Source organism: Pseudomonas sp. 32A (assembly GCF_052682255.1).
Genome location: NZ_JBQYLY010000001.1, coordinates 1018821 through 1037665 on the forward strand (window position 1 = coordinate 1018821; position 18845 = coordinate 1037665).

General features: G+C 62.2%; 16 protein-coding genes. 8 read left to right on the forward strand and 8 right to left on the reverse strand.

Annotated elements, in window-relative coordinates; genetic code table 11:
• Nucleotides 1-96: 96 nt before the first annotated feature.
• The 3 genes from purL (at nt 97) to ACUN0G_RS04630 (ending at nt 5092) form a co-directional block, all read left to right on the forward strand.
• Nucleotides 97-3993: a phosphoribosylformylglycinamidine synthase gene (gene purL, locus ACUN0G_RS04620; protein WP_445572795.1), complete on the forward strand. Its 3897-nt coding sequence runs from the start codon at nt 97-99 to the stop codon at nt 3991-3993.
• A gap of 4 nt (nt 3994-3997) precedes the next feature.
• Nucleotides 3998-4309, forward strand: a complete 312-nt coding sequence (locus tag ACUN0G_RS04625; RefSeq protein WP_093201315.1) for an NGG1p interacting factor NIF3 — start codon at nt 3998-4000, stop codon at nt 4307-4309.
• Nucleotides 4310-4762: 453 nt separating this feature from the next.
• The gene (locus tag ACUN0G_RS04630) at nt 4763-5092 is read left to right on the forward strand and encodes a DUF6124 family protein (protein WP_445572796.1); all 330 of its coding nucleotides are present in this window, start codon (nt 4763-4765) and stop codon (nt 5090-5092) included.
• Between the two features lie 127 nt (nt 5093-5219).
• Here the strand turns inward: ACUN0G_RS04630 and nagE are convergent, their stop codons facing one another.
• The 7 genes from nagE to ACUN0G_RS04665 form a co-directional block, all read right to left on the reverse strand.
• On the reverse strand, nt 5220-6878 hold the full coding sequence (gene nagE / locus ACUN0G_RS04635) for an N-acetylglucosamine-specific PTS transporter subunit IIBC (RefSeq protein WP_445575519.1): 1659 nt from the start codon (nt 6876-6878) through the stop codon (nt 5220-5222).
• A 74-nt stretch (nt 6879-6952) separates the two neighbouring features.
• The gene (gene ptsP / locus ACUN0G_RS04640) at nt 6953-9460 is read right to left on the reverse strand and encodes a phosphoenolpyruvate--protein phosphotransferase (RefSeq protein ID WP_445572797.1); all 2508 of its coding nucleotides are present in this window, start codon (nt 9458-9460) and stop codon (nt 6953-6955) included.
• A gap of 36 nt (nt 9461-9496) precedes the next feature.
• On the reverse strand, nt 9497-10519 hold the full coding sequence (locus tag ACUN0G_RS04645) for an SIS domain-containing protein (protein ID WP_093201296.1): 1023 nt from the start codon (nt 10517-10519) through the stop codon (nt 9497-9499).
• Nucleotides 10500-11606 (reverse strand): N-acetylglucosamine-6-phosphate deacetylase, encoded by a 1107-nt coding sequence (gene nagA, locus ACUN0G_RS04650; RefSeq protein ID WP_445572798.1) that lies wholly within the window; start codon nt 11604-11606, stop codon nt 10500-10502. The genes ACUN0G_RS04645 and nagA overlap by 20 nt, the downstream gene beginning before the upstream one ends.
• Before the next feature lie 10 nt (nt 11607-11616).
• Entirely contained in the window at nt 11617-12375 is a 759-nt protein-coding gene (locus ACUN0G_RS04655; RefSeq protein WP_003209609.1) for a GntR family transcriptional regulator, read from the reverse strand.
• Between the two features lie 263 nt (nt 12376-12638).
• Nucleotides 12639-13142 carry a L,D-transpeptidase family protein gene (locus ACUN0G_RS04660; protein WP_421551877.1) on the reverse strand — a complete coding sequence of 168 codons (504 nt, stop codon included), beginning with the start codon at nt 13140-13142 and terminating at the stop codon, nt 12639-12641.
• Between the two features lie 42 nt (nt 13143-13184).
• A complete protein-coding gene (locus tag ACUN0G_RS04665) occupies nt 13185-13733 on the reverse strand; it encodes an NUDIX hydrolase (RefSeq protein ID WP_258343921.1) in 549 nt (182 codons plus the stop codon).
• A gap of 146 nt (nt 13734-13879) precedes the next feature.
• Between ACUN0G_RS04665 and ACUN0G_RS04670 the strand changes: the two genes are divergently transcribed.
• The 5 genes from ACUN0G_RS04670 to purT all read left to right on the forward strand — a co-directional run bounded on the left by ACUN0G_RS04670 (nt 13880) and on the right by purT (nt 17201).
• A complete protein-coding gene (locus ACUN0G_RS04670; protein WP_076017515.1) occupies nt 13880-14482 on the forward strand; it encodes a CoA pyrophosphatase in 603 nt (200 codons plus the stop codon).
• Nucleotides 14483-14521: 39 nt separating this feature from the next.
• Nucleotides 14522-15046 carry a gamma carbonic anhydrase family protein gene (locus ACUN0G_RS04675; RefSeq protein WP_008438249.1) on the forward strand — a complete coding sequence of 175 codons (525 nt, stop codon included), beginning with the start codon at nt 14522-14524 and terminating at the stop codon, nt 15044-15046.
• Nucleotides 15043-15258, forward strand: coding sequence for a DUF1289 domain-containing protein (locus ACUN0G_RS04680; RefSeq protein WP_445572799.1), 216 nt, complete (start codon nt 15043-15045; stop codon nt 15256-15258). The genes ACUN0G_RS04675 and ACUN0G_RS04680 overlap by 4 nt, the downstream gene beginning before the upstream one ends.
• A 224-nt stretch (nt 15259-15482) precedes the next feature.
• Nucleotides 15483-15950 (forward strand): hypothetical protein, encoded by a 468-nt coding sequence (locus ACUN0G_RS04685; RefSeq protein WP_003209599.1) that lies wholly within the window; start codon nt 15483-15485, stop codon nt 15948-15950.
• Nucleotides 15951-16019: 69 nt separating this feature from the next.
• A complete protein-coding gene (gene purT / locus ACUN0G_RS04690; RefSeq protein WP_026078133.1) occupies nt 16020-17201 on the forward strand; it encodes a formate-dependent phosphoribosylglycinamide formyltransferase in 1182 nt (393 codons plus the stop codon).
• A 127-nt stretch (nt 17202-17328) separates the two neighbouring features.
• On the opposite strand, the gene ACUN0G_RS04695 is transcribed toward purT, so the two are convergent.
• Complete coding sequence (locus ACUN0G_RS04695; protein ID WP_445572800.1) at nt 17329-18639, reverse strand: MFS transporter; 1311 nt, start codon at nt 18637-18639, stop codon at nt 17329-17331.
• Nucleotides 18640-18845 lie beyond the last annotated feature (206 nt).

Genomic DNA, 18845 nt, shown 5'->3' on the forward strand with positions numbered 1-18845 from the left:
CAGCGGCCATAGGTGCCGTTTCGGGTGCCGTTGGCGACGGTTTACGCTAGAATGCACGGCCTCAAAGCACACCCCCTTCCCGAGGCTGTCCCGAAGATGTTGATCCTGCGCGGCGCTCCTGCCCTTTCTGCCTTTCGCCACAGCAAACTCCTTGAGCAACTGAGCCAGAAGGTACCTTCTGTCAGTGGCTTGTATGCTGAATTTGCTCACTTCGCCGACGTTACCGGCGTTTTGACCGCCGACGAACAGCAAGTGCTGGCGCGCCTTCTGAAGTACGGTCCCAGCGTTCCAGTTCAAGAGCCTGCGGGCCGCTTGTTCCTGGTTCTGCCACGGTTCGGCACCATCTCGCCCTGGTCGAGCAAGGCCAGCGACATCGCCCGCAACTGCGGCCAGGAAAAAATCCAGCGCCTGGAACGCGGGATCGCCTTCTATGTAGCCGGCCAGTTCAGCGAGGCCGAGGCCGAGCTGATCGCCAGCAGCCTGCACGACCGCATGACCCAGATCATCGTGGGCCAGCTGGAACAGGCCGCCGGTCTGTTCAGCCACGCCGAACCCAAGCCGCTGACCGCGATTGACGTGCTCGGTGGCGGTCGCGCCGCCCTGGAAACCGCCAACACCGAACTGGGCCTGGCCCTGGCCGAAGACGAAATTGACTACCTGGTCAACGCCTTCATCGGCCTGAAGCGCAACCCCCACGACATCGAACTGATGATGTTCGCCCAGGCGAACTCCGAGCACTGCCGTCACAAGATCTTCAACGCCAGTTGGGACATCGACGGCCAGAGTCAGGAAAAAAGCCTGTTCGGCATGATCAAGAACACCTACGTGATGCACAGCGAAGGCGTTCTGTCGGCTTATAAAGACAACGCCTCGGTCATCGTCGGCTCCGTCGCCGGCCGTTTCTTCCCGGACCCTGAGACCCGCCAGTACGGCGCGGTGCAGGAGCCGGTGCACATCCTGATGAAAGTCGAGACCCACAACCACCCGACCGCGATTGCCCCGTTCCCGGGCGCAGCCACCGGTTCCGGCGGCGAGATTCGCGACGAAGGTGCAACCGGTCGTGGCGCCAAGCCAAAGGCTGGCCTCACCGGCTTCACCGTGTCCAACCTGCAGATTCCGGGCTTCGAACAGCCGTGGGAAGTGCCGTACGGCAAGCCTGAGCGCATCGTTACCGCGCTGGACATCATGATCGAAGGCCCGCTGGGCGGCGCTGCGTTCAACAACGAATTCGGGCGTCCGGCCCTGACCGGCTACTTCCGTACTTTCGAACAGTCCATCACCACCCCCCGTGGCGATGAAGTGCGCGGTTACCACAAGCCGATCATGTTGGCCGGCGGCATGGGCAACATCCGCGCCGAGCACGTACAGAAAGGCGAGATTCTGGTCGGCTCCAAGCTGATCGTCCTCGGCGGCCCGGCGATGCTGATCGGCCTGGGCGGCGGCGCCGCTTCCTCCATGGCCACCGGCACCAGCTCGGCCGACCTGGACTTCGCTTCCGTTCAGCGTGAAAACCCTGAGATGGAACGCCGTTGCCAGGAAGTCATCGACCGTTGCTGGCAGTTGGGTGACAAGAACCCCATCAGCTTCATCCACGATGTCGGCGCCGGCGGTTTGTCCAATGCCTTCCCGGAACTGGTCAACGATGGCGACCGTGGCGGCCGTTTCGAACTGCGCAACATTCCAAACGACGAGCCGGGCATGGCCCCGCACGAAATCTGGAGCAACGAATCCCAGGAGCGTTACGTCCTGGCCGTCGGCCCTGCCGACTTCGAACGCTTCCAGGCAATCTGCGAACGCGAGCGCTGCCCGTTTGCCGTGGTCGGCGAAGCCACTGCCGAGCCGCAACTGACGGTCACCGACAGCCACTTCGGCAACAGCCCGGTGGACATGCCGCTGGAAGTGCTGCTGGGTAAAGCCCCGCGCATGCACCGTTCGGCCGTGCGTGAAAACGAACTGGGCGACGATTTCGATCCGTCGACCCTGGCCATCGCCGACTGCGTGGAGCGCGTTCTGCACCACCCGGCCGTTGCCAGCAAAAGCTTCCTGATCACCATCGGCGACCGCACCATTACCGGTCTGGTTGCCCGTGATCAGATGGTCGGCCCGTGGCAGGTTCCGGTGGCTGACGTTGCCGTCACCGCCACCAGCTTCGACGTCTACACCGGTGAAGCGATGGCCATGGGCGAGCGCACTCCGCTGGCGCTGCTGGACGCTCCGGCGTCGGGCCGAATGGCCATCGGCGAAACCCTGACCAACATCGCAGCGTCGCGTATCGCCAAGATCTCCGACATCAAGCTGTCGGCCAACTGGATGTCCGCTGCCGGTCACCCGGGTGAAGATGCGCGTCTGTACGACACCGTGAAAGCGGTCGGCATGGAGCTGTGCCCTGAGCTGGGTATCACCATTCCGGTGGGCAAGGACTCCATGTCCATGGCGACCCGCTGGAACGATGAAGGCGTGGACAAGAGCGTCACCTCGCCGCTGTCGCTGATCGTCACCGGTTTTGCGCCCGTCACCGACATCCGCCAGACCCTGACCCCGCAACTGCGCATGGACAAGGGCACCACCGACCTGATCCTGATCGACCTTGGTCGTGGCCAGAACCGCATGGGCGCCTCGATCCTCGCCCAGGTGCACGGCAAGCTCGGCAAACAGGCCCCGGACGTCGACGACGCCGAAGACCTGAAAGCCTTCTTCGCGGTGATCCAGGGCTTGAACGCCGACGGTCACCTGTTGGCTTACCACGACCGTTCCGACGGTGGTTTGCTGACCAGCGCCGTGGAAATGGCCTTTGCCGGTCACTGCGGCCTGAACCTGAACCTCGATGGCCTGGCAGAAACTTCCGCCGACATCGCAGCAATCCTGTTCAACGAAGAGCTGGGCGCCGTGATCCAGGTTCGCCAGGACGCAACGCCAGACGTACTCGCACAGTTCAGCGCCGCTGGCCTGGGTGACTGCGTGGCCGTGGTTGGCCAGCCGATCAACAACGGTGAAATCAACATCGTCTTCAACGGCGAAACCGTGTTTGAAGGCCAGCGCCGCTTGCTGCAACGCCAGTGGGCCGAGACCAGCTACCAGATCCAGCGCCTGCGTGACAACGCCGACTGCGCCGAGCAGGAATTCGACGTGATCCTGGAAGAAGACAACCCGGGCCTGAGCACCAAGCTCAGCTTCGACGTCAACCAGGACATCGCCGCGCCTTACATCAAGAAAGGCATCCGCCCACAAGTGGCCGTACTGCGTGAGCAGGGCGTCAACGGCCAGGTGGAAATGGCGGCGGCGTTCGACCGTGCCGGCTTCAATGCGATCGACGTGCACATGAGCGACATCCTCGCCGGTCGCGTCGACCTCAACGAATTCAAAGGCCTCGTGGCCTGCGGCGGTTTCTCCTACGGCGACGTACTGGGTGCCGGTGAAGGCTGGGCCAAATCGGCCCTGTTCAACAGCCGTGCCCGCGACGCGTTCCAGGGTTTCTTCGAGCGTAACGACAGCTTCACCCTGGGTGTGTGCAACGGTTGCCAGATGATGTCCAACCTCAGCGAACTGATCCCGGGCAGCGAGTTCTGGCCGCACTTCGTGCGTAACCGTTCCGAGCAGTTCGAAGCCCGTGTTGCGATGGTTCAGGTGCAGGAATCCAACTCGATCTTCCTGCAGGGCATGGCCGGTTCGCGCATGCCAATCGCCATCGCTCACGGTGAAGGCCATGCCGAGTTCGCCAGCGAAGAAGCACTGCTGGAAGCCGACCTGTCCGGTACCGTGGCCCTGCGTTTCGTCGACAACCACGGCAAGGTCACCGAAGGCTACCCGGCCAACCCGAACGGCTCGCCGCGCGGGATCACCGGGCTGACCAGCCGCGACGGTCGCGTCACCATCATGATGCCGCACCCGGAGCGTGTGTTCCGCGCCGTGCAGAACTCGTGGCGCCCGGAAGAGTGGAACGAAGATGGCGCGTGGATGCGCATGTTCCGTAACGCTCGCGTCTGGGTGAACTAAGACGGTGTACAAGCTCAGCTTCTTTGTGCCTGACAGCCATGTGGAGACGGTGAAAACCGCCGTATTCGCAGCGGGTGGCGGGCGTATCGGCCACTACGACAGCTGCGCCTGGCAGGTCCTGGGCCAGGGCCAATTCCGCGCGATGGACGGCAGCCAGCCGTTTATCGGGCAGGTGGGGCAAGTTGAAGTGGTTGAAGAATGGAAGGTTGAGCTGGTGGTGGCGGATGAGTTGATCGTGGCTGTGGTGGCTGCGTTGAAACTGAGCCATCCGTATGAGACACCGGCGTATGAGGTGTGGCAGTTGGCGGATTTTTGATTCGCTGGTTGTGAAAACGAGAAACCCGCTGGGCCAGTTTGGTCAGCGGGTTTTTTGTTGCCTGTCAGGGCCTCATCGCGGGCAAGCCCGGCTCCCACATTGGACCGCGTTGCCATGTCTGGTGGCGATCAAATGTGAGAGCTGGCTTGTCGGAGCGACTCGGATTTTTCTGACAAGCCTTTCAGGTTGTCCCTCGGAACTTGCCTCTCTAACCTTCGCCAGTCGCTGCCAATTCAGTGACCGGGACTGCAAGCCCGCCGAAATTATGTTTGGAGCTCATAAGCGCCGCTATAATCGTGGCGCTTTTCATGGCCATCGTTTTAATGGTGGCTGTGCGGGGGAGACCTTTGGGTCTGCCGGGAAGCTCCTTCCTCGGTCTTGCAGACCCGCGCACAGCTGCCACCCATCATCTGCAAGTGATGCTGGCAGCTCCTATCTTGAAGGAGCTTTACCATGATCAAAGACAGTCCAAATCCACCACTCGATTCAGCCTCGCTTCACGCCGCCGCCCACCGGGCAATCAATCATTATTTGAAACCTAGCGCCGATCCCGAATTGCCTCCCGACGGGCTATTCACCCTGCGTGCTAATCTGGATAGCGAAACCCTGCTGGCCAACGCCTCTCAGGACCTTGCCTCAGTGCAGGCGCTGACGGTTCATCTGGCGTTTGAAGTCGACGGTTCTCACCGTGATGTGGCGCTGGGGATTTGTCGGATGCTGGAGGGGATTCAAATGATGGTGGATCGGATGCTGGACTTGTATGAGGTGCCTGAGCCTGAGTAATTCGGCGCCTGTGAGGGCCATTCGCGAGCAAGCCCGCTCCCACATTTGACCGCGTTGCCTTGACGGGCACCGATCAAAATGTGGGAGCGGGCTTGCTCGCGAAGAGGCCCTGATGCTCAGTAAAGATTCAGGCTTTTACCCCAACCTCACGGCCACTGACCAACCGCTCCAACGCCTCACCCAACCCCGAAGCCTTGTCACCAATCAGCAAGTGCCAAACCCCACTCTCAAGCTGGCTAACCCCCTGGCAACCCAGCGCAGTCAGTTGGGCTTCCGACAACACCGAACCATCCCCCAACTCCACCCGCAGCCGCGTCATCGCCACCGCATCCAGTTGCAATACATTGGCCCGACCGCCCAGCGCACTCAGCCATTTCTCGGCCTCATGCACATTCACCGGTGTGCTCTTCTCAACAGGCGCTACCACCACCGCAGGCGCCGCAACATACGAAGGCATCGCCAAGCGAATCTCATCGGCGATGCTGTCCGCCATCGGCCCGACCACTACCTGCAAACTCCCGCCATTACCCGGTCGAACCACCGCCATGGCCCCCAGTGCTTTCAGCTCGGCATCTACCGCCTTGTTGCGATCCACCATGTCCAGCCGCAGACGCGTCGTGCAAGCACCCACACTCAGCAGATTCTCCGCACCACCCAGCGCGCGAATGTAAGCGCCGGCCCGCTGGTTATCGGTCATGGCCTCGGCCTGGGCGACCTGAATATCCTCGCGCCCCGGCGTCTTCAAATTGAAGCGACGGATGCAGTAGTTGAACACGCTGTAGTAGATCACCGCATACGCTAGCCCAACCGGGAACACCAGCCAGCCGTTGGTGGATTTACCCCAACCCAGCACCATGTCGATAAACCCGCCGGAGAAGGTAAAGCCCAGGTGAATGTTGAGCATGTTGGTGACCGCCATCGACAAGCCGGTCAGCAACGCATGCAGCAGGTACAGGAATGGCGCGAGGAACATGAACGCGAACTCAATCGGCTCGGTCACCCCGGTCAGGAACGAGGTCAGCGCCATCGACAGGAAAATCCCGCCCATGATCTTGCGCCGCTCCGGCAGGGCATTGCGGTACATCGCCAGGCACGCCGCCGGGAGGCCGAACAACATCACCGGGAACATGCCGGTCATGAACTGGCCGCCTTTCGGGTCGCCGGCAAAGTAGCGGGTCAGGTCGCCGGTCACTACCGCGCCGGTCACCGGATCCGTGAAGCTGCCGAACACAAACCAGGCCATGTTGTTGAGGATATGGTGCAAGCCGGTGACGATCAGCAGGCGGTTGAATACGCCAAACACGAACGCGCCAAAGCTGCCGCTTTCCATCAGCAGCACGCCGAAGCTGTTGATGCCATGCTGGATCGGTGGCCAGATCAAACCAAAGATTACCCCCAGCGCCACCGCTGAGAACCCGGTAACGATCGGCACAAACCGTCGCCCACCAAAGAACGCCAGGTACTCCGGCAGCTTGATGTCCTTGAAGCGGTTATACAGCGCACCGGCCATCAAGCCGCTGGCGATCCCCGCAAGCATGCCCATGTTGATGCTGGCGTCCATCACCTTGAGGGTGGAGACCATCACCAGGTACCCAATGGCACCCGCCAGGCCCGCCGTGCCGTTGTTGTCGCGGGCAAAACCCACGGCAATCCCGATGGCGAAGATCAGCGCCAGGTTGGCGAAGATCGCCTGCCCGGCGTCGTGCATCACCGCGATGTTCAGCAAGTCGGTGTCGCCCAGTCGCAGCAGGAGGCCGGCAATCGGCAGAATCGCGATCGGCAGCATCAGTGCACGGCCCAGGCGTTGCAGCCCTTCGATAAAATGTTGATACACGGCGTGTCTCCCTATTCTTGTTGTTTTCAGCTCAGCGGCCAGTGGTGTTGACAGGCTTGGCGAACGGCTTTGGCGCTGCTCAGGTTAAGCAGGCTTTGGCTCAGTTGCCGGCATTGGGCGGCGTCCAGGTGACGGACACGGTCCTTGATTTCTCCGATTTGCGGCGGGCTGACAGACAGCTCGCTGATGCCCAGGCCGATCAGCACCGGCGTGGCCAGCGGGTCGGACGCCAGCGCCCCGCACACACCCACCCATCGGCCATGCCTGGCGGCGCCGATGCAGGTTTGGGCGATCAGCCGCAGCAGCGCCGGGTGCATCGCGTCGACTCGGGCGGCGAGGCCGGCGTGGTCGCGGTCCATGGCCAGGGTGTACTGGGACAGGTCATTGGTGCCGATGGACAAAAAGTCCGCATGCTCGGCCAGTTGCTCAGCCATCAGCGCGGCGGCGGGGACTTCGATCATCACGCCCAGCTCCGGGCGTTGGGTCAGTTCCAGCTCGGCGCACAGTTCATCGAGGCGCTGGCGGATGTGCAGCAGTTCGTCGACTTCGCTGACCATCGGCAGCAGGATCCGGCAGCGTTCCAGTGGCGAGACTTGCAGCAGCGCACGCAGTTGCTGATCCAGCACTTCCGGACGCACTTGCGCCATGCGAATGCCGCGCAAGCCCAGCACCGGGTTGGTCTCGAACGGCAGCGGCAGGTAGTCGAGTTGCTTGTCGCCGCCGACGTCGATGGTGCGGATGATTACGGATTTGTCGCCCATGGCATCCAGCACGGCTTGGTAGGCCTGGCGCTGCTCTTGCTCGTCGGGCGCAGTGCGGCGGTCGACGAACAGAAATTCTGTGCGCAGCAGGCCGACGCCATCGGCGCCATTCTCGAAGGCCAACTGGGCTTCGGCGCTGGAGGCGACATTCGCGGCCACTTCAATGCGCACGCCATCCTGAGTGCTGGCGGAGCCTTGAGCCTCCGCGTGCTGCTGTTGGCGCCGCAGTTTCTGTGCATCGCGCAACTGATGAACCTGGGCGTGGCGTGCATCATCCGGCGTCAGTTCCAGGCGACCGTTGGCGGCATCCAGCACCACGCGCTGGCCCTGTGGCACTTCCAGCACTTGCTCGCCCAAAGCAACCACACACGGCAGGCCTTTGCCCCGTGCCAGAATCGCCACATGAGAAGTCGCACCGCCTTCGGCCATGCAGATGCCGGCGGCGTTTTGCTTGCTCAGTTGCAGCAGGTCCGACGGGGTCAATTCATGGGCCGAGACGATCGCGCCTGCCGGCAATTCGAAGTGCCAGGCCTCGCCCAACAGCGCCCGCAGCACGCGTTGTTGCAAGTCCCGCAGGTCGTTGGCGCGCTCGGCGAACAACGGTTTACCCAGTGCCAGCAGCACCGCACATTGGGCCTGGATCGCATCGCGCCAGGCGTGAGTGGCGGCGCTGCCCTGTTCGATGGCGGCGGTGGCGGCCTCCAGCAACGTAGGGTCTTCCAGCAGGGCCAGGTGGGCGGCGAAGATCTCTTCTTCTTCCACATCCTTGCGCTGGCGCGCCTGGTCCAGGGTGTGGCGGATTTCGCTGCGCACCTGTTCCAGGGCGCTGTCCAGGTGCTGCAATTGTTCATCCGGAACGTTGTTGCCCGGGTCCGCCGGCAGCTCGATTCCGTTCAGGCGGAACAAGGGGCCGCATACCAAACCCGGCGCGGCGCAGACGCCTTGCAGCACCCCGGCCTCGGTATTTGCGCGTCGCGGGGCGGCGGCCACCGGGGCGTGATGTTCTTCGCTGACGGCCACCGACAACGCGGCAATCAGTGCTTGCAGCGCCGCTTCACAATCCTTGCCGCGACAAGTGACCTGCACCTCGTCCTGCTCACCAATCCCCAGCCCCATCAAGCCGATCAAGCTGTCGCACGAAGCCGACTTGCCGGCGAAGTGCAGCTGCGACTGGCTGCTGAATGCCTGTGCAGTCTTGCGGATCAAGGCGGCGGGGCGCGCGTGCAGGCCGCCACGATGGGTGATGCGAATGGTCGCGCTGGCTTCGGCGACAGACTCATCAATCACTTTCGCCGCACCGGCCAACCGCGCAACCACATGCAGCAGCGGCTCGCCGACCTTCACTGTTTTCAAGGTGATCGGCCGTAGCTCAAACAACTCGCTATTGGTCAGGATGATCAAGCTGACCAGGCTTTTGCACTGGCGCGCAATCAGGTCCAGGTCAAACTGCACCAGCGCCTGGCCCTTGCTGACCCGCGCCCCTTGCTTGACCAGCAGCGCAAACCCCTCGCCGTTCAATTCCACCGTGTCGATGCCCACGTGCATCAGCAATTCAGCGCCGTTATCGGCGCGAATGGTCAGCGCATGCCCGGTGCGGGCGACGTGGATGATCACGCCGTCGCACGGCGCATGCAGGCAATCGTTGAGCGGGTCGATGGCAATGCCGTCGCCCATGGCGCCACTGGCGAACACTTCGTCGGGAACGTTGCCCAGGGTCAGCACCGGCCCACTGAGGGGAGCGCTGAGGGTAAGGTCTTTATTATTGTGGGACATGGGCACGGTACTCATCAGGAAATCGCTGCAATCAACTCAGTGGGTGCGGGTCACTTTGCTCAAGTGACGCGGTTGGTCCGGGTCCATGCCCCGGGCCTCTGCCAAACCGGCAGCCATCACGTAGAAACTCTGGATCGCCAGGATCGGGTCCAGGGCCGGGTGTTCGGCGCGGCTCAGGGTCAGGTCGCGTTCGGCGATGTCATCGGGAGCGGCCAGCAACACGCGGGCACCACGCTGGCGCATGTCGGCGGCGAGACTCAGCAGGCCGGCTTGTTCGGCACCACGGGGCGCGAAAACCAGCAGCGGGTAGTTGTCATCGATCAGGGCCATCGGGCCATGGCGTACTTCGGCACTGCTGAACGCTTCGGCCTGGATCGCCGAGGTTTCCTTGAGTTTGAGCGCGGCTTCCTGGGCAATGGCAAAACCGGCGCCACGGCCGATCACCATCAGTTGCTGGCAGCCGCGCAGGGCTTCGATGGCCACGCTCCAGTCTTGCTTGGCGGCTTCACGCAAGCCTTCGGGCAATGCCTTACAGGCTTGAAGTAACTCGTCTTCCTGATTCCAGTGGCCGATCAATTGGGCGCTGGCGCTCAGGGTGGCGATAAAGCTTTTGGTGGCCGCGACGCTGCGTTCCGGGCCGGCGCACAGCGGCACGTGGAATTCGCAGGCGGCTTCCAGCGGTGAGTCTTCGGCGTTGACCATCGAGATGCTCAAGGCGCCGCGCTTGCGCAGCAGGCGCAGGCTGTTGACCAGGTCCGGGCTTTGCCCCGACTGGGAGAAACCGAACGCCACTTGCCCGCTGACCTTGAGCGGCGATTGCAGCATGGTCACCACCGACATCGGCAACGACGCCACCGGAATCCCCAGGTGTTGCATGGTCAGGTAGGCGAAGTAACTGGCGGCATGGTCCGAGCTGCCGCGAGCAATGGTCATTGCCACTTGCGGCGGCTGGCGACGCAGGCGGCCGGCGACTTCCTCCAGCAATGGGTCCAGGCGTTGCAGTTGAGCCTCGACGGCCTCGCAGGAGGCCAGGGCCTCTTCAAGCATTTTTGAAGTCAATGGTTTCTCCTTCGACCATTACGTCGGTGAGGTGCAGGGAGCGGTTCAGGCGCACGCAGTCGGCGAAGCTGCCGGGTTGCAGGCGACCGCGTTCTTCGAGGCCCAGGTAGTCCGCAGGAAATTGCGACAGGCGTTGTGAGGCTTCACTGATGGGCAGGCCGATCTTCACCAGGTTGCGCAGCGCCTGGTCCATGGTCAGGGTGCTGCCGGCCAGCGTTCCATCGGCCAGGCGTACGCCGCCCAGACACTTGGTCACGGTGTGGCTGCCCAGCTTGTATTCACCGTCGGGCATGCCGGCGGCGGCGGTGGAATCGGTGACGCAGTACAGGCACGGGATCGAACGCAGGGCCACGCGCATGGCGCCGGGGTGCACGTGCAGCAGGTCGGGAATCAGCTCGGCGTATTTGGCGTGGGCCAGGGCTGCGCCGACGATGCCGGGCTCGCGGTGATGCAGCGGGCTCATGGCGTTGTACAAATGGGTAAAGCTGGTGGCGCCGGCGGCGAGGGCGGCGACGCCTTCTTCGTAGCTGCCCAGGGTGTGGCCGATCTGCATGCGCACGCCGCGTTCGCTGAGGGCGCGGATCAGGCCGTCATGGCCGGCGATTTCCGGGGCAATGGTGATCACCCGGATTGGCGCCAGGCGCAGGTATTCTTCGACTTCGGCCATCAAGGCGGTGTGGGCGAAGTTCGGTTGTGCGCCGAGTTTTCCCGGATTGATGTAGGGGCCTTCCAGGTGCACGCCGAGCACACGGGCGGTGCCGGTTGGGCGGGTTTCGCAATAGGTGCCGATCTCGCCGAGCACACGGGTGATTTCGTCCACCGGTGCGGTCATGGTGGTGGCCAGCAGCGAGGTGGTGCCAAACCGCACGTGGGTGCGAGTGATGGTGTGGAAGGCGTCGGTGCCTTCCATGATGTCTTTGCCGCCACCGCCGTGCACATGCAGGTCGATAAAACCTGGCAGCAAATACGGCAGGTCGTTGTCAGCCGGGTCACACGGGCTGCCTTCAACAGCAGTGACCTTGCCGTGCTGGTGCACCAGGCGGCCGCGAATCCAGCCGTTGGGCGTAAGAATGTTGTCTTCGGACATGGGCAGTTCTCTAAATTCGCAGTTCAGCGGAATAGTCGTGGCGGCGCAGTTCTGCGACGAAGTCGTAGTAGTCGTTGCGGCAATAGGTGTCGGTGATTTCAATCGGGGTGTTGTCGGCGGTGTAGCCCACCCGGGTCATCAGCAGCATGGCGGTGCCGGGGGCGATGCCCACCAGGGCTGCAAACTCGTCCGAGGCGTTGATCGCCTGGATGTGTTGCAGGGCGCGCACGATAGGCTTGCCGATGCTTTCCAGGTATTCGTACAGCGAGTTGCCGATGGCCTGCGGGTGGGGGAGGACGGAGGCGGGCATGGCGGTCATTTCAATCGCCATCACCGTGTCGTCGGCCTTACGCAAACGCTTGAGGCGCGCGACCTTGTCGCTCGGCGACAGGCCCAGGCGGATCAGCTCTTCATGGGTCGGCGGGGTGATGTCGCGCTCCAGCCACTGGGACGTCGGTACAAAGCCCTTGAGCCGGAGCATTTCGCTGAAGCCCGAGAGGCGCGACAGCGGCTGTTCCAGGCGTGGGGTGATGAAGGTTCCGGAGCCTTGGCTGCGACGGATCAGGCCTTGTTCGAAGAGTACTTCCAGCGCTTTACGGGCGGTCACCCGGGAAATGCTCAATTGCTCGCTGAGGGCACGTTCCGACGGCAATGCCTGCTCGGATTTCCATTGGCCAGCATGAATCGCGGCTTCAAGGTTACGGGCCAGTTGCAGGTACAGCGGCGTCGATTGTTTATCGTCGGGGCGCAGGGCCAGGATGGGGTTCATCGTGTCGGTTTCCGATGCGGTTATTGGAGTGTTGTCGCCCGGTAGTGATCGCAAGCTAATACCACTTAAATACCATGTCAATGCAGCGAAAACGGTGCAGGCGAGCGTTTACGGGCGCCTTAATAGTGCGCCAGTTCAAGTGGTATTAGAGAGGTCTTTGTGTCGGGCAGAAGCGCGCAGCTTGCCGGGGTGAACTGGTATTCACCGGCAAGCGCCGCGTGGGGCGGGATTTTTTTTCGAATTATTTTACGAGCGGCAGGAAATTACGGACGAATCTCGATCATCGTGCCGTCTTTCACCAGGTTCCAGACTTCGCGCATGTCGACATTGCGCATGCCGATGCAGCCGTCGGTCCAGTCCAGGGTGTGGAACAGCTCTTCGGGGTAGTCCTCGGCGTCGGGGGTGCCGTGGATCATGATCATGCTGCCGGGCTTGACCCCTTCGCGGCGGGCGCGGGCGGAGTCGCTGATGTTGGGGTAGGAGATATGCATGGCCAGGTTGAAGCGGTCGCTGGTCTTGCGCCAGTCGATCCAGTAGAAACCTTCCGGGGTTCGGCGGTCGCCTTCCATCAGCTTGGTGCCCTTGGGGTTTTTACCCAGGGAGATGCGATAGGTCTTGAGGGGCTTGCCGTCGTTGATCAGTTGCAACTGATGGGCGGACTTGAGCACCAGGACTTTTTCGACGGGCTTGCCCCCCAGGATCACTTGGGTGGAGGCTGGCGACAGCGTGGCAAACGACAGGCAGATCAGAGCAAGCAACCAACGCATTAAAACGGTATCCCCTGAAAAGACTACGTGCCGCCTGGATTGTTATTTGGCCAACTGGGTCAGCGGCGGCACGGACTCGCTGCGCACCGGATACGACTGTTGCCGGCGGTCAGCAAAAAAGCATTCTAAGGTACGCCCGACCGTGCGGAAAGCCAGCTCGGACCAAGGGATGTCGGCTTCATCGAATAAGCGCACTTCAAGGCTTTCGGGGCCTGCGGCAAAATCCAGGTCGATCAGTTCGGCGCGGTAGAAAATGTGCACCTGGCTGATGTGCGGCACGTCGATCAAGGTATAGATGCTCAGGTTGCGCACCCGGGCGCAGGCTTCTTCCAGGGTTTCGCGCATGGCGGCCTGTTCGACGGTCTCGCCGTTCTCCATAAACCCTGCAGGCAAGGTCCAGAAACCCAGGCGCGGCTCGATGGCGCGGCGGCACAGCAGCACCTGCTCGCCCCACACCGGCAGCGTGCCGGCGACGATATTAGGGTTCTGATAGTGAATGGTCTGACAGTGATCGCAGACATAACGCAGGCGTGCGTCGCCTTCGGGAATGCGCTGGGTGACCGGTTTACCGCACTGGCTGCAGAAGTTCATGCTGGGGTTCCTGGAGAGTGCGCCTATCTTGGCGTGACCGGGTATGGGCTGCAAGTTGTCGTTTAGCGACATGGCGAGGGTTTTGGGGTTGGGCGTGCGCACGGTTTGGTGCATGATGCAAGGTAGCCAACAGACCGAGATGACTCATGCTGGACGAGCTACTTCGCCGGGTAAGCAATCATACGCCACGCACGCTGGAGACCGACGGTCGGTTCCCGGAAGCGGCGGTACTGGTGCCGATCACCCGCAGTGACGAACCCGAGCTGATCCTGACCTTGCGCGCCAGCGGGTTATCCACCCATGGCGGTGAAGTGGCGTTCCCTGGCGGGCGCCGCGACCCTGAAGATCCCGACCTGATATTCACCGCGCTGCGCGAGGCCGAAGAAGAAATCGGCCTGCCGCCGGGGTTGGTTGAAGTGATTGGTCCGCTGAGCCCGCTGATTTCCCTGCACGGTATCCGTGTCACGCCTTATGTAGGCGTTATCCCCGATTACGTTGAATACCTGGCCAATGACGCCGAGATCGCCGCTGTGTTCAGCGTGCCCCTGGAGTTTTTTCGCCAGGATCCCCGCGAACACACTCACCGTATCGATTACCAGGGCCGCAGTTGGTATGTGCCCAGTTATCGGTTTGGCGAATACAAGATCTGGGGCCTGACGGCGATCATGATTGTCGAGCTGATCAATCTGCTCTATGACGATGCCGACATCAGCCTGCATCGACCGCCGAAAAGCTTCATCAATACCTAAGAGCCAGATGGCCATCGTTCCTGCCGTGAGGATCCACCTATGAAATACCGCCTGGGCGACGCCCGCGTCGAAACCCATCCCAACAGCTGGGTGGCCCCCAATGCCACGCTGGTGGGCAAGGTCAAGCTGGAGGAGGGCGCCAACGTCTGGTTCAACGCGGTGTTGCGCGGCGACAACGAGCTGATCCTGATCGGCAAGAACAGCAACGTGCAGGACGGCAGCGTGATGCACACCGACATGGGTTACCCGCTGACCCTCGGCACCGGCGTGACCATCGGCCATAACGCCATGTTGCATGGCTGCACCGTCGACGATTACAGCCTGATTGGCATCAATGCGGTGATTCTTAACGGGGCGAAGATCGGCAAGCACTGCATCATCGGCGCTAATTCGCTGATCGGTGAGGGCAAGGAAATTCCCGATGGTTCGCTGGTGATGGGCTCGCCGGGCAAAGTGGTACGGGAACTGACCGACGTGCAGAAGAAGATGCTTGAAGCCAGCGCTGCGCACTATGTGCATAACGCTCAGCGTTATGCCCGTGACCTGGTTGAGCAGGAAGAATGACCGTATCTGAACGGCCGGTAGCGTCGCCTTGCGTGAGCATTTGCGCGCTGGATGACGATGATATCTGCACGGGATGCCAGCGCACGGTGGAAGAGATTACCCGCTGGAGTCGCATGGACAACGCCGAGCGCCGGTTGGTGCTGGGGTTGTGCCATGAGCGGGCGAAGGCGAGCGGGCTGGTGTGGATGATTCCGGGGAAGTCCGGCGCCTGATCGCTAGAAGGCTGCACACAACTGTGGCGAGGGAGCTTGCTCCCGCTGGGCTGCGAAGCAGCCCCAAATCAGACGACAGGATTACTTCAGATACACCGCTATCGCCCATTTCAGGGCCGCTTCGCGCCCCAGCGGGAGCAAGCGCCCCAGCGGGAGCAAGCTCCCTCGCCACATTGATGGGTTGTGAAGTACCCTGTGCCCCTTGTTCACAGGTCCCTCGCCCCATGTTCTTCCTGATTGCCTACATCAGCAGCGTCGTGCTGATCAACTTCGCCTTTTCCACAGCCCCGCACCTGGATGTCATCTGGTCTGCCTGGGGCGGCTTGGTATTTGTCCTGCGGGACATGGTGCAAACTCGCTTCGGCCATGGCGCGATCATTGCCATGCTGGCGGCGCTGGTGCTGTCCTATATCACCTCCGATCCGTCCATCGCCCTGGCCAGCGCCACGGCGTTCGCGGTGTCCGAATGCATTGACTGGCTGGTGTTCAGCATCACCAAGCGCCCACTCCACGATCGCCTGTGGATAAGTTCGGCGCTGAGTATTCCCCTCGACACCTTTATCTTTTTCGGCCTGATCGGCGCACTCACGCCTGCCGTGGCCGGCACTGCACTGGTCTCGAAATTCGCCGGCGTTACCGTGGTGTGGCTGGCCATGGCCTGGCGTTTGCGCCGGCAGCGCGTCGCCAACTGAAGCCAATCCTTACAGTTCATGTAAAATGCCGGCCTTTCTCCACATGATCCGCTCCCCTGAGGACCTGAGATGACCCGAATCGGAACTCCATTGTCGCCAACCGCGACCCGCGTAATGCTGTGTGGCTGCGGTGAGCTGGGCAAGGAAGTGGTAATCGAACTGCAACGCCTGGGCGTTGAAGTGATTGCCGTGGATCGCTACGCCAACGCACCGGCCATGCAGGTTGCCCACCGTAGCCATGTGATCAACATGCTCGATGGCGCCGCCCTGCGTGCCGTGATCGAAGCCGAAAAGCCGCACTTCATCGTGCCGGAAATCGAAGCGATCGCCACCGCGACCCTGGTTGAGCTGGAAGCCGAAGGCTTCAACGTGATCCCGACCGCCCGCGCGACCTTGCTGACCATGAACCGCGAGGGCATCCGTCGCCTGGCCGCTGAAGAGCTGGACCTGCCGACCTCGCCGTACCACTTCGCTGACACCTTCGAGGACTACAGCAAGGCCGTCACCGACCTGGGCTTCCCGTGCGTGGTAAAACCGGTGATGAGTTCGTCGGGCAAGGGCCAGAGCCTGTTGCGCAGTGCCGATGACGTGCAGAAAGCCTGGGATTACGCCCAGGAAGGCGGGCGTGCCGGCAAGGGCCGGGTGATCATCGAAGGCTTTATCGACTTCGACTACGAAATCACCCTGCTGACCGTGCGCCACATCGGCGGCACCACCTTCTGCGCGCCTGTCGGTCACCGCCAGGAGAAGGGCGACTACCAGGAATCCTGGCAGCCACAGGCCATGAGCCCGATTGCGCTGGCAGAGTCCGAGCGCGTTGCCAAGGCAGTGACCGAGGCCCTGGGTGGTCGTGGCCTGTTTGGTGTCGAGCTGTTCATCAAGGGCGATCAGGTGTGGTTCAGCGAAGTATCGCCGCGGCCCCATGACACTGGTCTGGTAACCCTGATTTCCCAGGATCTTTCGCAGTTCGCCCTGCATGCGCGGGCAATTCTCGGCCTGCCGATCCCGTTGATCCGTCAGTTCGGGCCTTCGGCTTCGGCGGTGATTCTGGTGGAAGGCAAGTCGACCCAGACGGCGTTTGCCAACCTGGGGGCTGCGTTGAGCGAGCCGGATACCGCGCTGCGTCTGTTCGGCAAGCCGGAAGTGAACGGTCAGCGTCGTATGGGCGTGGCGTTGGCGCGGGATGAGTCGATTGAGGCTGCCCGGGCTAAAGCGACCCGTGCTTCGAAAGCGGTTGTTGTAGAGCTGTAACCCCCCCGCTGATCGTTCCCACGCTCCGCGTGGGAATGCCGCGCTGGACGCTCCGCGTCCGCTCTTAAGGGCGTGACGCAGAGCGTCACCGGATGCATTCCCACGCAGAGCGTGGGAATGATCATTATCAGGCGACCTTGTTCAAATCGTTATTGCGCGTCTCTTTCAGGCACAGCACAGCAATCAAGCTGATCACCGCTGCCGCCGACACATACCCGCCGACATAACTCAAACCACCCATCGCCACCAGCTTGGTCGCGAAGAACGGTGCCGCCGACGCGCCTACGATCCCACCCAGGTTATACGCCGCCGAAGCACCGGTATAACGCACGCGGGTCGGAAACAGTTCCGGCAACATCGCGCCCATCGGGGCGAACGTCACGCCCATCAGGAACAGCTCCAGCGCCAGGAACAATGCCACTGCCCAGGTTGAACCGTGGGTCAGCAACGGTTCCATGGTGAAGCCGGAGAGGATGGTCAGAATCGCCCCTACAATCAGCACCGGCTTACGCCCGTAACGGTCGCTTGCCCACGCGGCCAGCGGCGTCGCCGCGCCCATGAACAGCACGGCGAAGCACAGCAGCCCGAGGAAGGTTTCACGGCTATAGCCCAGCGTGGACACGCCGTAGCTCAGGGAAAACGCCGTGGTGATATAGAACAGCGCATAACACACCACCATCGACGCCGCGCCCAGCAGTACCGGCAGCCAATGCTGGCTGAACAGTTCCACCAGCGGCACTTTTACCGGAGCTTCCTTGGCTACGGCGTTCGCGAACACCGGCGTTTCGTGCAGTTTGAGCCGCGCATACAGGCCCACCATCACCAGCGCTGCGCTGAGGATGAACGGAATGCGCCAACCCCAGCTGCGGAACTGCTCGTCGCTCAGGTTCATGGCCAGGATCAGGAACAGTCCGTTGGCTGCCAGAAATCCGATTGATGGCCCCAGTTGCGGGAACATGCCGAACCAGGCGCGTTTGCCCTTCGGTGCGTTCTCGGTGGCCAGCAACGCCGCGCCGCCCCATTCGCCGCCAAGCCCGAGGCCTTGGCCAAAGCGCAGCACGCAGAGCAGGATCGGTGCCCAGGCACCGATGCTGTCATAACCGGGCAGCAAGCCAATCAGCGTGGTGCACACGCCCATCAGCAGCAGGGACGCCACCAACGTCGATTTACGGCCAATCCGGTCACCAAAGTGGCCGAACAGCGCCGAACCCATCGGCCGCGCGATAAACGCGATACCGAAGGTCAGGAACGAGGCGAGCATCTGCGCCGTGCCGGAGGTTTGCGGGAAGAACACCGGGCCGATCACCAGCGCGGCGGCAGTTGCGTAGATATAGAAGTCGTAGAACTCGATGGCGGTGCCGATGATGCTCGCGGTGGCGACCCGGGCCGTCGAGTTGGTCGGGGCGGCGGTCGCCGTCTCGTTATAGGTGGTGCTCATTGAGTTATCCCTGACGGTCATTGCGCGTTTGGACGCGGATTATTATTGGTCGAACACCCATGGATCAGGGTTGTGCGCGGGGCGGCTCGGGATGGGAGCAAACACCGGTCAGACACGGTAAAACGATGCCTGGACGCGCTCAGTGCGGGTAGCACGCGGTCGGGCGGGGCTTGGGTAAGCCGCCCGATTATAGGAAGGGGTTTGTG

Coding starts and splice junctions, on each gene's coding strand:
- purL (WP_445572795.1), top strand. CDS start 97: ATGTTGATCCTGCGCGGCGCTCCTGCCCTTTCTGCCTTTCGCCACAGC.
- ACUN0G_RS04630 (WP_445572796.1), top strand. CDS start 4,763: ATGATCAAAGACAGTCCAAATCCACCACTCGATTCAGCCTCGCTTCAC.
- nagE (WP_445575519.1), bottom strand. CDS start 6,878: ATGCTGCCGATCGCGATTCTGCCGATTGCCGGCCTCCTGCTGCGACTG.
- ptsP (WP_445572797.1), bottom strand. CDS start 9,460: ATGTCCCACAATAATAAAGACCTTACCCTCAGCGCTCCCCTCAGTGGG.
- nagA (WP_445572798.1), bottom strand. CDS start 11,606: ATGTCCGAAGACAACATTCTTACGCCCAACGGCTGGATTCGCGGCCGC.
- ACUN0G_RS04655 (WP_003209609.1), bottom strand. CDS start 12,375: ATGAACCCCATCCTGGCCCTGCGCCCCGACGATAAACAATCGACGCCG.
- ACUN0G_RS04660 (WP_421551877.1), bottom strand. CDS start 13,142: ATGCGTTGGTTGCTTGCTCTGATCTGCCTGTCGTTTGCCACGCTGTCG.
- ACUN0G_RS04665 (WP_258343921.1), bottom strand. CDS start 13,733: ATGAACTTCTGCAGCCAGTGCGGTAAACCGGTCACCCAGCGCATTCCC.
- ACUN0G_RS04670 (WP_076017515.1), top strand. CDS start 13,880: ATGCTGGACGAGCTACTTCGCCGGGTAAGCAATCATACGCCACGCACG.
- ACUN0G_RS04675 (WP_008438249.1), top strand. CDS start 14,522: ATGAAATACCGCCTGGGCGACGCCCGCGTCGAAACCCATCCCAACAGC.
- ACUN0G_RS04680 (WP_445572799.1), top strand. CDS start 15,043: ATGACCGTATCTGAACGGCCGGTAGCGTCGCCTTGCGTGAGCATTTGC.
- ACUN0G_RS04685 (WP_003209599.1), top strand. CDS start 15,483: ATGTTCTTCCTGATTGCCTACATCAGCAGCGTCGTGCTGATCAACTTC.
- purT (WP_026078133.1), top strand. CDS start 16,020: ATGACCCGAATCGGAACTCCATTGTCGCCAACCGCGACCCGCGTAATG.
- ACUN0G_RS04695 (WP_445572800.1), bottom strand. CDS start 18,639: ATGAGCACCACCTATAACGAGACGGCGACCGCCGCCCCGACCAACTCG.